At 64.6% G+C, this 13,600-nt stretch carries 11 protein-coding genes and 3 tRNA genes; 3 read left to right on the top strand and 11 right to left on the bottom strand.

Annotation, left to right across the window (positions count from 1 at the left end; translation table 11 throughout):
* Window positions 1–90: 90 nt before the first annotated feature.
* The 3 genes from HNP71_RS01800 to HNP71_RS01810 are packed head-to-tail and all read right to left on the bottom strand — an operon-like array spanning window position 91 to window position 4,026.
* The gene (locus tag HNP71_RS01800; RefSeq protein ID WP_183265124.1) at window positions 91–1,479 is read right to left on the bottom strand and encodes an aldehyde dehydrogenase family protein; all 1,389 of its coding nucleotides are present in this window, start codon (window positions 1,477–1,479) and stop codon (window positions 91–93) included.
* Entirely contained in the window at window positions 1,476–2,435 is a 960-nt protein-coding gene (locus HNP71_RS01805; RefSeq protein WP_183265125.1) for a UPF0104 family protein, read from the bottom strand. The genes HNP71_RS01800 and HNP71_RS01805 overlap by 4 nt, the downstream gene beginning before the upstream one ends.
* A 19-nt stretch (window positions 2,436–2,454) precedes the next feature.
* Window positions 2,455–4,026 (bottom strand): lysine--tRNA ligase, encoded by a 1,572-nt coding sequence (locus HNP71_RS01810; RefSeq protein WP_183265126.1) that lies wholly within the window; start codon window positions 4,024–4,026, stop codon window positions 2,455–2,457.
* A gap of 96 nt (window positions 4,027–4,122) precedes the next feature.
* Here HNP71_RS01810 and HNP71_RS01815 point away from each other — a divergent pair, with 96 nt between their 5' ends.
* Window positions 4,123–6,840: an ATP-dependent DNA helicase gene (locus HNP71_RS01815; RefSeq protein WP_183265127.1), complete on the top strand. Its 2,718-nt coding sequence runs from the start codon at window positions 4,123–4,125 to the stop codon at window positions 6,838–6,840.
* 68 nt (window positions 6,841–6,908) lie between these two features.
* Here HNP71_RS01815 and phbB read toward each other — a convergent pair whose 3' ends face one another.
* From phbB to HNP71_RS01855, 8 genes are all read right to left on the bottom strand, one after another.
* Window positions 6,909–7,631: an acetoacetyl-CoA reductase gene (gene phbB / locus HNP71_RS01820; protein WP_183265128.1), complete on the bottom strand. Its 723-nt coding sequence runs from the start codon at window positions 7,629–7,631 to the stop codon at window positions 6,909–6,911.
* Window positions 7,632–7,807: 176 nt separating this feature from the next.
* On the bottom strand, window positions 7,808–9,370 hold the full coding sequence (locus HNP71_RS01825; RefSeq protein ID WP_343062175.1) for an MDR family MFS transporter: 1,563 nt from the start codon (window positions 9,368–9,370) through the stop codon (window positions 7,808–7,810).
* Window positions 9,367–10,380 (bottom strand): efflux RND transporter periplasmic adaptor subunit, encoded by a 1,014-nt coding sequence (locus tag HNP71_RS01830; RefSeq protein ID WP_183265129.1) that lies wholly within the window; start codon window positions 10,378–10,380, stop codon window positions 9,367–9,369. The genes HNP71_RS01825 and HNP71_RS01830 overlap by 4 nt, the downstream gene beginning before the upstream one ends.
* 60 nt (window positions 10,381–10,440) lie before the next feature.
* Complete coding sequence (gene nusG, locus HNP71_RS01835; RefSeq protein WP_183265130.1) at window positions 10,441–10,971, bottom strand: transcription termination/antitermination protein NusG; 531 nt, start codon at window positions 10,969–10,971, stop codon at window positions 10,441–10,443.
* 12 nt (window positions 10,972–10,983) lie between these two features.
* Window positions 10,984–11,178, bottom strand: coding sequence for a preprotein translocase subunit SecE (gene secE / locus HNP71_RS01840; RefSeq protein WP_183265131.1), 195 nt, complete (start codon window positions 11,176–11,178; stop codon window positions 10,984–10,986).
* A gap of 44 nt (window positions 11,179–11,222) precedes the next feature.
* Window positions 11,223–11,299 (bottom strand) — tRNA-Trp (locus tag HNP71_RS01845).
* A 92-nt stretch (window positions 11,300–11,391) separates the two neighbouring features.
* Window positions 11,392–11,465 (bottom strand) — tRNA-Gly (locus tag HNP71_RS01850).
* Window positions 11,466–11,572: 107 nt separating this feature from the next.
* A tRNA-Tyr gene (locus HNP71_RS01855) sits at window positions 11,573–11,658 on the bottom strand.
* 69 nt (window positions 11,659–11,727) lie between these two features.
* On the opposite strand from HNP71_RS01855, the gene HNP71_RS01860 reads away from it, so the two are divergent.
* Both HNP71_RS01860 and HNP71_RS01865 read left to right on the top strand, forming a co-directional pair.
* Complete coding sequence (locus HNP71_RS01860; RefSeq protein ID WP_246344014.1) at window positions 11,728–12,648, top strand: TrmH family RNA methyltransferase; 921 nt, start codon at window positions 11,728–11,730, stop codon at window positions 12,646–12,648.
* Window positions 12,645–13,565, top strand: a complete 921-nt coding sequence (locus HNP71_RS01865) for a hypothetical protein (RefSeq protein ID WP_183265132.1) — start codon at window positions 12,645–12,647, stop codon at window positions 13,563–13,565. The genes HNP71_RS01860 and HNP71_RS01865 overlap by 4 nt, the downstream gene beginning before the upstream one ends.
* The last annotated feature ends 35 nt before the right edge of the window (window positions 13,566–13,600 follow it).

Here is a 13,600-nt window from a genome sequence, read left to right on the forward strand (position 1 = left end):
TCTGCGTTCTTCACGGCTTTTCAAAGATTGCTGCCAAGCACGCTTAAACCAGCGGCACGCGCTGAGCAGACCAAAAACTTCTGTTAGTTGTTAAGCAGGCAAACGCAGGTGGTAGCTCTTGGGCCGCGTCAGCGTCTCATAGCCCCAGCGCGAGAGCGTGTAGCCTCGTCCGGTATCCTTCACACCAACCCAGGGGAGTGCGGGGTCCAGCGCGTCGCAACGGTTGAGAAACACGGTGCCGGTTTCCACGCGGTCGCCGATGCGCTCGGCGGCTTCCACGTCGCGCGTGAAGATCGCGGCGGTGAGGCCGTATTCGCTGTCGTTCATCAGTCGGATGGCTTCCTCGTCATCCTTCACCTTCATGATGCCAACCACCGGGCCGAAGGTCTCCTCGGTCATCACACGCATCGAGTGGTCAACGTTGATGAGGATCTGCGGCGCCATATAGGCCGTGCCGATCTTATCCGCCGCGAAGGCGGCCGGGTCGATGAGTGCGCGCGCCCCCTGGCTCACGGCTTCCTCCACCTGGCCCCGGATGAACGCCGCCGCCTTGGCCGACACCACCGGGCCGATATTGGTCTCAGGTAGTGTCGGGTCGCCCAGGCGATAGGTGTTGGTGAAGGCCACGGCACGTTCCACGAACTCGTCGAACACGCTCTCATGCGCGTAGATGCGCTCGATGCCGCAGCAGGACTGGCCGGAGTTGAAGAAGGCGCCGTCGATGAGATTGTCCACCGCGAAACCGACATCGGCATCGGCGCGGACATAGGCGGGGTCCTTGCCGCCCAGCTCCAGCCCCACACCGATAAACCGGTCCGCCGCCGCGCGGGAGACGGCATGGCCCACCGGCACCGAGCCGGTGAAGTTCACATGCGCGATGCGGCCATCCTTCACCAGCCTCTCCGCCGTGGAGCCGGCCACATGGAGGTGCTGGAACACACCCTGCGGCAGCCCGGCTTCGTCGAACGCCTGCTGGAAGCGCTCGGCGACCAGCTGCGTCTGCGCCGCGTGCTTCAGCACCACGGTATTGCCCGCCATGATGGCGGGGATGATGGAGTTGACGGCGGTGAGCAGCGGATAGTTCCACGGCGCGATGACGAAGATCACCCCGAGCGGCGTGCGCTTCACGTAGCGTTTGAAGCCGTCCTTCGGGCCGGGGTCGAGATTGGCGAGACCAGCCGGGGCCTCGGTGATCATGTAACGGGCGCGGTCAACGCAGGTGCGGACCTCATTGGGCGCCTGGGAGACAGGGCGGCCCATCTGCCAGGCCAGTTCCAGGGCGATCTCGTCGATATGCGTCAGCAGCGCGTCACAGAACTTGGAGCAGAGGGCGGCGCGCTGTTCCAGCGTGGTCAGCGCCCATTGCGCCTGCGCCTTCACCGCATTGTCCAGCACCGCGTTGATGTGGTTCTCGCCCGCGAAGGGACGCTCGGCATAGACCCGGCCATCCACGGGCGTGATCGTCTGTTGCATGCTCATTTTGTTTCTCCCGGCGCTTGTGTGTGCGCCCACAGCTCATGTGCGGCGTAGCAGAGTCCGCCTATGCACGCCGGCGCCAGAAAATACATGACCCTGAACAACAAAATAGCCCCCAGCGCGTCGGCGGTGGGCAGATAGGCGGAAAGGCCGAGCAGCAGCACGGAATCGAACACCCCCACCCCGCCCGGCAGGCCGGAATAAGCGCCGGAGGCAAAGGCTGCGAGGTAGAGGCTGAGTACCAGCGGGTAACTCAAGCCCGGCGTGGCGGGCAGCACGGCGTAGAGTACGGCGCTGGTGGTGGCGATGTCAGCGCAGGACAGGACGATCTGGATCGCGGCGAGACGCGATCCGGGCAGCGCGATCTCGCGCCCCAGCAGCCGCACCGAACTGCGCCCATGCGCCGCCGTGACATAGGCCACGGGAATAGAGATGAGGACCAGCCCAGCCAAGCGCAGCAGCCCCGGCGCGGTATTGCCGAAAACCGGCATGGCATCGGGCCACAGCAGCAGGAAGCCCCCCAGCAGAGAGGCCAAGCCGAGGGTGAAATTCGTTGCCGAGAGCGCGACGATGCGCGTGATGCCCGGCCCCGGCACGCTCCATTGCGCATAGAGCCGCACCCGGATGGCGGCGGCGGAGATGGCCGGGGCGCCAAGCACATGACTCAGCGAATAGGCGCAGAACGAGGCCAACCCGATACGCCGCAGCCCGAGCGGGGGAAATTTCGCCACCCGCCGCGCGAAGAGCACGCCCGGCAGGTCGTAGGCGCACATGATGCAGCAGCTCGCCCCCAGCGCCAGTACCGCGTGCAGGATATGCTCGCGCGGCGTAGCCTCCAGGGCGGCGAGGATATCCCCCAGGCTCAGCTTCTTCAGCGCGCCACGCAGCCCCACCACGGCACCGGCCAGCACCAGCAGGCCGAGTACCGGTGGCAGGTATTTCAGCGCCTTGCGCCGCATGGCCGCCTCGGAAGCTGGTTTAGTCTCGCGCCAAGGAGGTTTCGATCAGCGCGACGGTGCGCTCCACGCCGTACAGGGCGATGAAACCGCCGAAGCGCGGGCCCTCCGTGGTGCCGAGCAGCACTTGGTACAGGCAGTCGAACCACGCTTTCAGCGGCGCGAACGGGTGGCGCTTGCCAATCGCATAGACGAGGTTTTGCAGCTTCTCCGCCGCCGTCTCGCCCGGATACTGCGCCTGCTCGCCCGATTTCAGGCTCTCGGCCAGATCCACCAGCGCGCCGCGCTCCACCTCGGTGGGTGCACGGTACTGCTTGGTGGGCTGCACGAAGTCGCGGTTATAGGCGATGGCGTGGTGCACCAGCTTGGCCAGGAACGGATAGGTCTCGGCATCCGCGCCGGGGATATAGGCACGGATGAAGCCCCAGAGCATCTCCGGGCTGTCGGCATTAATGACCGAGGCCAAGTTGAGCAGCATGGTGAAGCCGATCGGCGAGCCCGCATGCTCGGGCAGCTTGCCGGCATGGATATGCCAAGCCGGATTGTCATGCGGCTTCTCGGCCGTGGGCAGGGCGGCAACGGCATTGATATAATCATCCGTGGCGCGCGGGATGACATCAAAGAACAGGCGCTTGGCGCGCTGCGGCGCGTGATACATGAATTGCGCCAGCGATTCCTTGGGCGCGTAGGTCAGCCATTCGTCGATGGACAGGCCGTTGCCCTTGGACTTGGAAATCTTCTGCCCCTTCTCGTCGAGGAACAGCTCGTAGGTGAGATTGAGCGGCGGCTCCTTGCCCAAAGCGCGCACGATGGACGAGGACAGCTTCACGCTGTCGATCAGGTCCTTGCCGGACATCTCGTAATCCACGTCCAGCGCGTACCAGCGCATGGCCCAGTCGGCCTTCCACTGGAGCTTGGCGGCGCCGCCGGTCACGGCGGTCTCGTACTTGGTGCCGGTGTCCGGGTCGGCCCAGAACACGGTGCCGTGGTCCACGTCCACCTTGTCGATGGGCACCTGCATCACCACGCCGGTGCGCGGGTGGATGGGCAGGATGGGCGAATACGTAGCCTTACGCTCGGCGCCCAGCGTAGGCAGGATGATGCTCACGATCTCGTCGTGATGCGCAAGCACGTGCAGCAGCGCATCGTCGAACCGGCCGGACATGTAATAATCGGAGGCGGAGGCGAACTCGAACTCGAAGCCGAAGGCGCGCAGGAAGTCCTGCAGCATGTTGTTGTTGTGCTCGCCGAAGCTCTCGAACTTGCCGAACGGGTCCGGGATGCGGGTCAGCGGCTTGCCGAGATGCTGGCGCAGCATGTCCTTGTTCGGCACGTTCTCCGGCACCTTGCGCAGGCCGTCCATATCGTCCGAGAAGGCGAGCAGGCGCGAGGGCAGCCCGGTGAGATCGGTGAACGCCTTGCGCACCCAGGTGGTGCGCGCCACCTCGCCGAACGTGCCGATATGCGGCAGGCCGGAGGGACCGTACCCAGTCTCGAACAGCGCGTGGTCCTTGCCTTTCTGTTTCAGGCGCTCGGCGATACGTTCAGCTTCACGGAAGGGCCAGGACAGAGAGGTTTGTGTATTTTCGCTCATGGTGCGCCTGCTCTAGAACCGGAACGGCAGCCCCGCAACAGGGCATGCGTCCAACGTGCGAGACAAACCGTGAACAAACCCGTATAACAGCCGGGCATGCCGATTCTTCCCCCCCTGCCCGCTCTGGTGGCCGGACATGGCCGCGCCGTCATCCTGGGCACGGATGGCGTGGTGGCGCCGCTGAAGCTCGGCACCGTGGCGCGCCAGCTTGGGCAGGACGCCGCCTTGGTGGTGCATGGGCCGGTAACGCTCAAGCGTCTTGGCAATCCTTCGATTCACTTACTGGACCTGCTGGAACTCTTCGCCTTCGTCTGCCCGGCGCAAACGCTCGCCCCCACCCCCGCCGGCCTCGCCCGCGCGCTGGAGATGGACGTGCCGCAGAGCCTCGACTCCGCAGCACTGGCGCTCTCGGAAATGGCCGAGGCGCTGCTCACCCGGCTGGCGGCGGGCAAGGACACGCCCGCCAACCGAGATGCCCCAGGCTTGGCAGCGCGCATGGGAGAATTTGGCTGGGGCTGGGCGCCTTACGTGCTTGCGGCGCTCGGCCAGCCCCACGCCCGGCCGGACGGCATGGCCATGCGCCTGGGCAAGCGGCTGCCGAAATGGGAGGAAGTCGCCCCCCGGCCGCCGCCATCGTCTTTCCCCGTCACCTCCGCCCAGGCCCGCGCGCGGCTCGCGACACTGCTGGGGCCGGGGGCCGAACAGCGCCCGGCGCAGGCGGATTTTGCCTCGGCAGCGACGGAGGCCTTCGCCCCGCGCCTGATTGAGGGCAGCCCACATGTGGTCATCGCCGAGGCCGGGACCGGCACGGGCAAGACGCTGGGGTATCTCGCCCCCGCCTCGCTCTGGGCCGAGCAGAACAAGGGCGCGGTGTGGGTCTCCACCTATACGCGGCATCTGCAACGGCAGATCGAGCAGGAGGCCAGCCGCCTGCCCGGCGCGTTGAAGGTGGTGCTGCGCAAGGGGCGGGAGAATTATCTCTGCCTGCTGAATTTCGAGGACGCTTCCGGCGTGGAGCGTTACGCCACGCCGCTGGGGCTGATCGCCCGCTGGGCCATGGCCAGCGCCGATGGCGATCTCTTCGGCGGCGACCTGCCCGGCTGGTTCGCCGAACTCTTCGGCGGCGGGTTGCTGGCGCAGATCGCCGACCGGCGCGGCGAGTGCATCCATGCCGCCTGCCCGCATTTCTCCACCTGCGTCATCGAGCGCGTGGTGCGTGACGCACGCCAGGCCGATCTTGTCATCGCCAACCATGCGCTGGTGATGGCCCAGGCCGTCTGGGGCGGGCTGGACGACGACTACGTGCCCACGCGCTACGTGTTCGACGAAGGGCATCATATCTTCGACGCGGCGGACAGCGCCTTCTCTGTGGAACTGTCCGGCGCCGCCATGGCCGAGTTGCGACGCTGGCTGCTAGGGGCCGAGGGCACACGCTCGCGTGCCCGGGGTCTCGCTCGGCGGCTTGAAGATCTCGCCGCCACGGACGACACCACGAAGAAACATGTGGAAGCCGCGCTGAAGGCGGCAAGAGCCCTGCCCGCGCCGATGTTCTCCACCCGGCTCGACCCGGAGCTGGAGCCGGACAACAACCCGGCCGAGGCGCTGCTCCGGGCCTTGCGCGAACAGCTCCGCGCCCGCGCCAAGGAGAACGAACTGAACGGCGCCGTGGGGTTCGAAGGAGATCTGCACCCGCTAAATCCGGATATCTTGCCCGCAGCGCAAACCCTCTCCCGCGCGCTGGCTGAGTTGCGCGCCCCGCTGGAGGCCCTGCGCGAGCATATGCTGGACCGGCTGGAGACTGACCCGGAACTGGAGGAGAGCGTGCGCCAGCGGCTGGAGGGCATCGCCCGCGGGCTGAAGCGCCGGGGCATGGACCCTCTCGCCGCCTGGATGCGCATCCTCGACGGCCTTGGCAACGAACCCGCCCCCGGCCAGCGTCCAGCGCGCATCGAGTTCCTGCGGCTGGACCGCGAGGCCGGGACCGACCGCGATATCGCCTTGCTCTCGCACATGCTCGACCCGACGGAGGCGTTTATCCAGAGCATCGCCATCCCGGCGCATGGGTTGCTCATCACCTCCGCCACGCTGCGCGACGGCAGCGACAATGAAACCGCCTGGGAAAACGCCAAGGCGCGTACTGGGGCGGTACACCTCGCCACACCGGCGATTCGCGCCGCGTTCGAGTCGCCCTTCGACTATGCGGACCGCACGCGCATCGTGCTGATCTCTGATGTGAACACGCAGGATATCGGGCAGCTTGCCGGGGCGTATCAGGCGCTGTTCCAAGCGGCGGGCGGCGGCGGGCTGGGGCTGTTCACCGCTATCTCGCGGCTGAAGGCGGTGCAAGCACGAATCGCGCCGAAGCTGGAGGAGGCGGGCATCCCGCTCTACGCCCAGCACGTGGACGCGATGGATAACGCGACGCTGGTGGATATCTTCCGCGCGGAGGAACATTCCTGCCTGCTCGGCACCGATGCAATGCGCGACGGCGTGGATATTCCCGGCAACGCGCTGCGCCTCGTGGTGTTCGAACGCACGCCCTGGCCGCGCCCGGATATATTGCACCGTACAAGGCGCACGCATCTCTCGCACGGTGCGCCTAAGGATTACGACGACGCGATCGTGCGGTTGCGGCTGCGCCAAGCCTTCGGGCGGCTGATCCGCCGCGCCGATGACCGGGGCGTGTTCGTGTTGCTCGATAAGCAGGTTCCATCACGGCTGTTCAGCGCCTTCCCCGAGCACGCGCCCATCATCCGCTCCGGCCTTGCCGAAGCCATCACCGGCATCCGCAGGTTCCTGACCCAGCAGGAATAGCAGACAATAAAAAAGGCCAGGGGGCAGAACCCTCCTGGCCTTTCGTCAATCCCTGGCCGTGCCTGGGATTAGTACATGTGCTGGCCGCCGTTGATGGACAGCGTCGACCCGGTGACGAAATCGGCATCGTCGGCGGTGAGGAACGCGACACCACGGGCGATATCATGCGCGGTGCCGAGGCGCCCGCGGGGGATCTTGGCGATGATCTTCTCCAGCACGTCGGGCGGCACGGCGCGCACCATATCGGTATCGACATAACCAGGCGCCACGGCATTGACGGTGATGTTGTAACGCGCACCTTCCTGCGCCAGGGCCTTGGTGAAGCCGTGGATGCCGGATTTGGCAGCGGCGTAGTTCACCTGGCCATACTGGCCAGCCTGGCCGTTGATGGAGCCGATATTCACCACGCGGCCGAACTTCTTGGCCTTCATGCCGTCGAACGTGGCTTTGCAGAGGTTGAAGCAGGAGCCGAGATTGGTGTCGATCACCGCATCCCACATCTCGCGGGTGAGCTTGCCCATCACCGCATCGCGGGTGATGCCCGCATTGTTCACCAGGATTTCGACGGCACCATGACGGGCGGCGATGTCATTCACTGCCGCAACAGTTTCTTCATAATTCCCGGCATCGAATTTGATCGCCTCGATGCCTGTTTCCTTGCTGAAAGCTTCCGCCGCGGCGGTGTTTCCCGCATAGCTCGCAACAACCGTTCTGCCCGCCTCTTTAAGGGCAACGCTGATAGCCGCGCCGATTCCACGAGTTCCGCCAGTAACCAATGCTACGCGAGACATATGTATAGTTCCTCCGGTATTTTCATAACGCTAGACCAAATCGCAGCCGGTGATAAGCTGCCAAATGCAGAGTTCCACACCTGCCGCGTTTGATCCAGTGCGTTCTTTTTCAAGTCGAAACTGTTTCATGGACATGACATAAATCAAGCCATGCCACCAATATCGCCTGTCGGAGGTCAATGCCCTCCGGATGCTCCAGCACCTACGACCTTTTTTAGGCACATCGTGGCGGCAATCGAAACAAGCATGACCGCGCCTAGCAAAGCGAAAGCGTCCCCATAAGCGAAATAATCCGCCTGCAAACGCACCGTAACGCCAAGCAGATGAATCGCTTGTTGCTGCGCCGCAGCAGGATCATTCATGCCATGCGCCATGAAATAGTTCCGCAACATTTGTAGGCGTTGTTGCGTCGCAGCATTAAGCAAACTTACATTCGGCGTAATGATCGCGGAGTGGAATTTCTCGCGGTTGGTGATGAATGTCTGCACCACGGCGATGCCGATGGCCCCGCCCAGATTGCGCAGCATGTTGAACAGCACCGAGGCGGAACCGGCATCCTTCATCGGGATACCAGCCGTGGCGATGAACGTCATGGACGGGAACACCAGCGCCTGGCCAACGGCGCGGATGAGGTTGGGCAGCAGCATCTGCGGCCCACTGTCATCGGGGCCAAGGTTCATGTTCATGAACGAACTGATGGTGAACAGCATGAGCCCGGCCAGGAGCAGCAGGCGTGGGTCGATCCGGCGCATCAGATACGGGCTAAACGGGATAATGAGCAACTGCGGCAGGCCGATCCAGGCCATCACCAGCCCGGCTTGCTCGGCGCTATAGCCATGCGCCACCGCGAGGTAGAGCGGGATGAGATACACCGCCGAGTACAGCACAAAACCCAGCGTGGTGTTGGTGATGCTGGAAAAGGCGAAATTACGCAGGGCCAGCAGGCGCAGATTCACCAGCGGCGTCTTGTTGCCCGGGCGCAGCTCCTGCACCAGAAACGCAATGAGCGAGATGGCTGAGATAACGGAGAGGCGCTGGATGAACACCGAGCCAAACCAGTCGTCCTTATTGCCCTCCTCCAGCACCGTCTGCAGCGTGCCCAGACCCACCGCCATGGTGATGACGCCGACCCAGTCGCCCTGGCGGAATTTCTCCAGTTGCATGGGAGCTGGCTGCAAGCCCCAAACCAGGGCGCTCAACATCAGCACGCCCGGCACCAGATTAAGGAAGAAGATGTAGCGCCAGCCATAAATATCGGTGATCGCACCACCGATGGTTGGGCCGATGGCCGGGGCGAAGGTGGCCGAGAGCGCGAATACCGCGAATCCGGTGGGGCGGACGCGGTTGGGCAGCAGGGTCATGACGCAGAGCAGCCCGAGCGGGATAAGCACCCCGCCCGAGAAGCCCTGCAAGGCGCGCAGGGTCACCATCTCGGGGAAGTTGCCGGCAAGGCCGCAAGCGGCCGAGAAGAACAGGAACAGCACCGTGTTGGTGATAAGGTAGCGGCGCAACGAGAACACCGAGGTCAGCCAGCCCGAGAGTGGGATGACGATGATCTCGCCGATTAGATAGGCGGTCGAGATCCAGCCCCCGTCATCGAGCCCGGCACCGATGCCACCCTGGATATCGGGCAGCGAGGTGTTCACCACCTGGATGTTAAGCACCGCCATGAACGCGCCGATCAGCCCGCCCGCGACGGCGGCCAGATTGCGCGGCGAAACCTTCTCCGGCGTGCTCACTTCTGGCCGCTTGTATCGACTTCTGGTTCCACCGACATGCCCGGCCGCAGCTTGCCGATCTGCTCCGGCGTCAGGTCGAGCAGGATCTTCACCGGCACGCGCTGCACGATCTTGGTGAAATTTCCGGTGGCGTTATCAGGCGGCAGCAGCGCGAAAGTCTGCCCCGAGGCGGGGTAGATAGCATCGACATGCCCGCGCACGTCCAGGTCCGGGAAGCCATCGACATGCACCCTCACCTTCTGGCCGGGAACCATGTTGGTGATCTGTGTTTCCTTATAATTGGCGAGCACATACACCTGGGCGAGCGGCACCACGGCCATGATCTGCGTTCCCGGCTGCAAATAGTCACCCACCGAGACGTTCTTATTGCCGACAATACCGGCCACCGGAGCGCGAATCTCGGTATGCTCCAGATCCAGCCCCGCCTGCGCTGCCTGGGCCTTGGCGCGGGCCAGGGCGGCGGTCAGCACGTCCACCTGGGCGATGGCCGCCTGCAGATTCGCATTGTCGGCATCGAGCTGGGCGCGGATGGCGGCAACATCGGTATTCGCTTGTTCAGCCTGCTGCACTGTGCTGGCCCCCTTGGCGGAGAGGCCCGTATAGCGCGTCTGGTTCTGCTCGGCGAAAATCTTGCGGGCCTGATCACCCTCCAGCGCCGCCTTCGCCGCCCCAACCTTCGCCTGCTGCAGAATCAGCCCCGCCTGCGCCGCCACCGCCGCCGCCTTGGCCTCGGCCTCGGCGTTCTGGTAGTCGCGCTGGTCGATAACCGCGAGCAACTGGCCGGGCTGCACCGAATCGCCGTTATCGACCGCGACTTCAGTGACATAGCCGCTGACCTTGGCGGCAATCAGGCTCGAATCGGCGGCGAGATAGGCGTCGTCGGTGCTGACGAGATATTGGCCCACCAGCAGATAATGGGTGAGCCAGACCAAAAGGGCGGCCACAATAAAAATAGCCGCGCCGAACAAAGCCCAGCGCGGCATAATCTTGGAAGCGTTCGCGTCAGCCACTTTGTCCCTCTTGCCTTATTGAGGCCGACATAAGGGACATGGCCGAGATTACAAGCCTGTTTAGACTTTCTCCACCTGGGCGTATTCGAGGTCCACCGGGGTGGGGCGGCCGAAAATGGAGACCATAACCTTCACGCGGCCCTTCTCCTCGTCCACTTCCTCGACCACGCCGTTGAAGCTGGTGAATGGGCCGTCGGACACGCGCACCTGCTCGCCGATCTCGAAGGTCACGGCGGGTCGGCGTGTTTCCGTGCCTTCCTGCTGCTGCTTCATGATCCGCTCAGCCTCGGCGTCGCTGATCGGGGTGGGCTTGTGGCGGTTGCCAAGGAAGCCGGTCACCTTGGGCACATCCTTCACCAAGTGCCAGGCGTCATCCGTCATGTCCATGTGGATGAGCACGTAGCCGGGGAAGAACTTGCGTTCGGTGTTCACCTTCTGGGCACGGCGGACCTCGGTCACTTCCTCGGTCGGCACCACGATCTCACCAATATGGTCGGCCAGCCCCTTCAGCTCGGCCTGCTCCTTGATCTGCTGCGAGATCTTTTTCTCGAAACCCGAATAGACGTGGAGAACGTACCAGCGCTTGGCCATCAAAAAAATTCCTTAACTTCCGACGCCGAAGAGCGCGCGCATGACAGCGCCGATGATCTGATCGACGGTCAGGAAAAATAGGGCCGTGACGATCACCATGGCAAGCACGAGCCCCGTGGTCTGCAGGGTCTCCTTGCGCGAGGGCCAGGTGGTCTTCGCCGCCTCGGCACGCACGTCGCGCGCAAATTTAACCAGGTTTAACGCCAAAACCGAACTCCGAGAAACAGCGAATGAAACGTGCTGGGAAGGGATGGCAGGGGCGGAGGGTCTCGAACTCTCAACCTCCGGTTTTGGAGACCGGCGCTCTAACCAATTGAGCTACGCCCCTATCCGTACCAGCACGGAGAGCGCCTTCCACACTGTGGCGCGTCCGCTGTCAAGTGTCTGCTCCTTTAGCCCGACGTTTTGCGCCTGGCAAATTGGAGCGGGTGACGGGAATCGAACCCGCACAACCAGCTTGGAAGGCTGGGACTCTACCGTTGAGCTACACCCGCGTGCAAACACTCGCCCGTTGCCGGGCAACGCATGGTTAAGCCAAGACCGGCGGGCAAGTAAACCCCGCGGGCAAAAACTTTGAAACCAGATGAAATTTTTGAGGAAATGGTGGAAGGGGTTGGATTCGAACCAACGTAGGCGCACGCCAACGGATTTACAGTCCGTCCCCTTTAGCCACTCGGGCACCCTTCCGCGTGGGCCGCTCCTTGCCCCGAAACCGGCTTGGTTGTCAACGCACCAGGGGAGAGATAGTGAAACTCCATGACACAAAATCGCCCGCCCCGTGGCAAATCCGGCCGCCAAGGCGACCAAAACCGCCCCTCTTCCGGCCGCCAGCAAGGCGCCGAGACTCGCCCGAGCCCGGCCGGACGCGCCGACCCCAAGCCCGAGCGGACGCATGGCCGGGGCGAGCGCGGGCGCGGTGAACACGGGCGCGGCCAAGCGGCGGCGGTGCCGCCGGGAGCGGTGTGGCTGTACGGCACCCATGCGGTGGCGGCGGCCCTGAAGAATCCACAGCGGCGCTTGCGCCGCCTCGTGATCACCGAGGAGGCCCAAGCCTCGCTCGCGGCGGAATGCCCGCAGCCCTGGCCGATCCAGTCCGAGACAACCCCGCGCGAACGAATCGACCAGATCCTCGGCGCGCGGCCCGGTTCGGGCATCGTGCACCAGGGCATCGCCCTGCTCACCGACCAACTCGCCGCCCCGGCCCTGCTGGACGCGCTCAAGCGCCCCGGCCCGATTCTGGTGCTCGACCAGATTTTCGACCCCCGCAATGTCGGCGCTCTGATGCGCACGGCCCAGGCCTTCGGCGCCTGCGCCGTCATCGCGCAGGATCGCAACGCGCCCGAGGAAACCGGCGCGCTGGCCAAGGCCGCCTCCGGCGCGCTGGAGACGATTCCGCTGCTGCGAATCGTTAACATCGCGCGGGCGCTGATCGCGTTGAAATCCGCCGATGTCTGGGTGGTGGGGCTGGATGGCCATTCCTCCACCCGGCTGCGCGGCGGAGATTTCGCCGGGCGGCGCGTGGCGCTGGTGCTGGGCAGCGAGGGCGAGGGCATGCGCCGGCTTACACGCGAGACCTGCGACGAAGTCTGCGCCCTGGCCATGCCGGGCGGGATGGAGAGTCTCAACGTCTCCGCCGCCGGGGCGGTGGCGCTGTACGAACTAACCCGCGCGCCGTGAACGTCCTGTTCCTGCAAACCGCCGATTCGACCCGCTACGCGCCGATGCTGCGCCTCACGGGCCAGACGGTGCAGGCCTACGCCAGCCGCCACGGCCATAGCTACAACAGCTTTCTCGGCATCAAGCGCGGGTTTCATCCGTGGCATGCGGTGTATAACCGCATCGAGATGCTCACCAGCCTGATGGTGGAGGGCTATACCGGCTGGGCCGTGTATCTGGATGCTGATTCCTACATCCACGGTCAGGATTTCGACCTGCGCGCCTATCTGGCGGGCAAGGAGCACCTTGCCTTCATCGCCGCGCCGGACCTCGTCGATCCACCGCTGTGGTGGCGCATCAACGACGGCGTCTTCGCCATCAACCTCGCCCATCCCATGGCCGTGCGAATCCTGCTGCGCTGGCGCGCCGCGTTCCACGCCATCAGTGACGATGAGCTGCGCCGGGCGGAAAAATGGGCCGACGTGCCCTGCGACCAGATGCTGCTGCACGAATGTCTGCGCCATATGCCGGAGGCTGAGAACGCCTGCCTGACCACCCGCGACGTGTGCGGCGTGCTGAATTACGCCCATGCCGCGTTTATCCGCCAGGTTCTGCGCGCGGTGACGAATGACGACATGGCCCAGCGCATGAAGATCATCGAGGCCGCCGTGGCCGAGACCCTGGGCGGGCCCTTGACCCCGACCACCGTCCCCACCAGCCGCAAGCAGGAGGCTGAGGATTACGTGAATGCGCTCTACCAGCTCCTGCTGCTGCGCGCGCCGGACCCCGAAGGCTTCGCCCATGCGGTGGCGCAGTGCAGCGCACCCGGCCATAACTGGGCCGACGAGCTGCGCGCCGTGCTGGGTTCGGGCGAATTCCGCGCCAAGACCCAGACCTTTCTTGCACACTACGCGCAAGGCGGGCCGAATCGGGGCTGACACGCACGGCGCTCATGGGACGGCACGGCAAAACG

Origin of the sequence: Acidocella aromatica, from assembly GCF_014201825.1 — a bacterium.
Classification (GTDB): domain Bacteria; phylum Pseudomonadota; class Alphaproteobacteria; order Acetobacterales; family Acetobacteraceae; genus Acidocella; species Acidocella aromatica.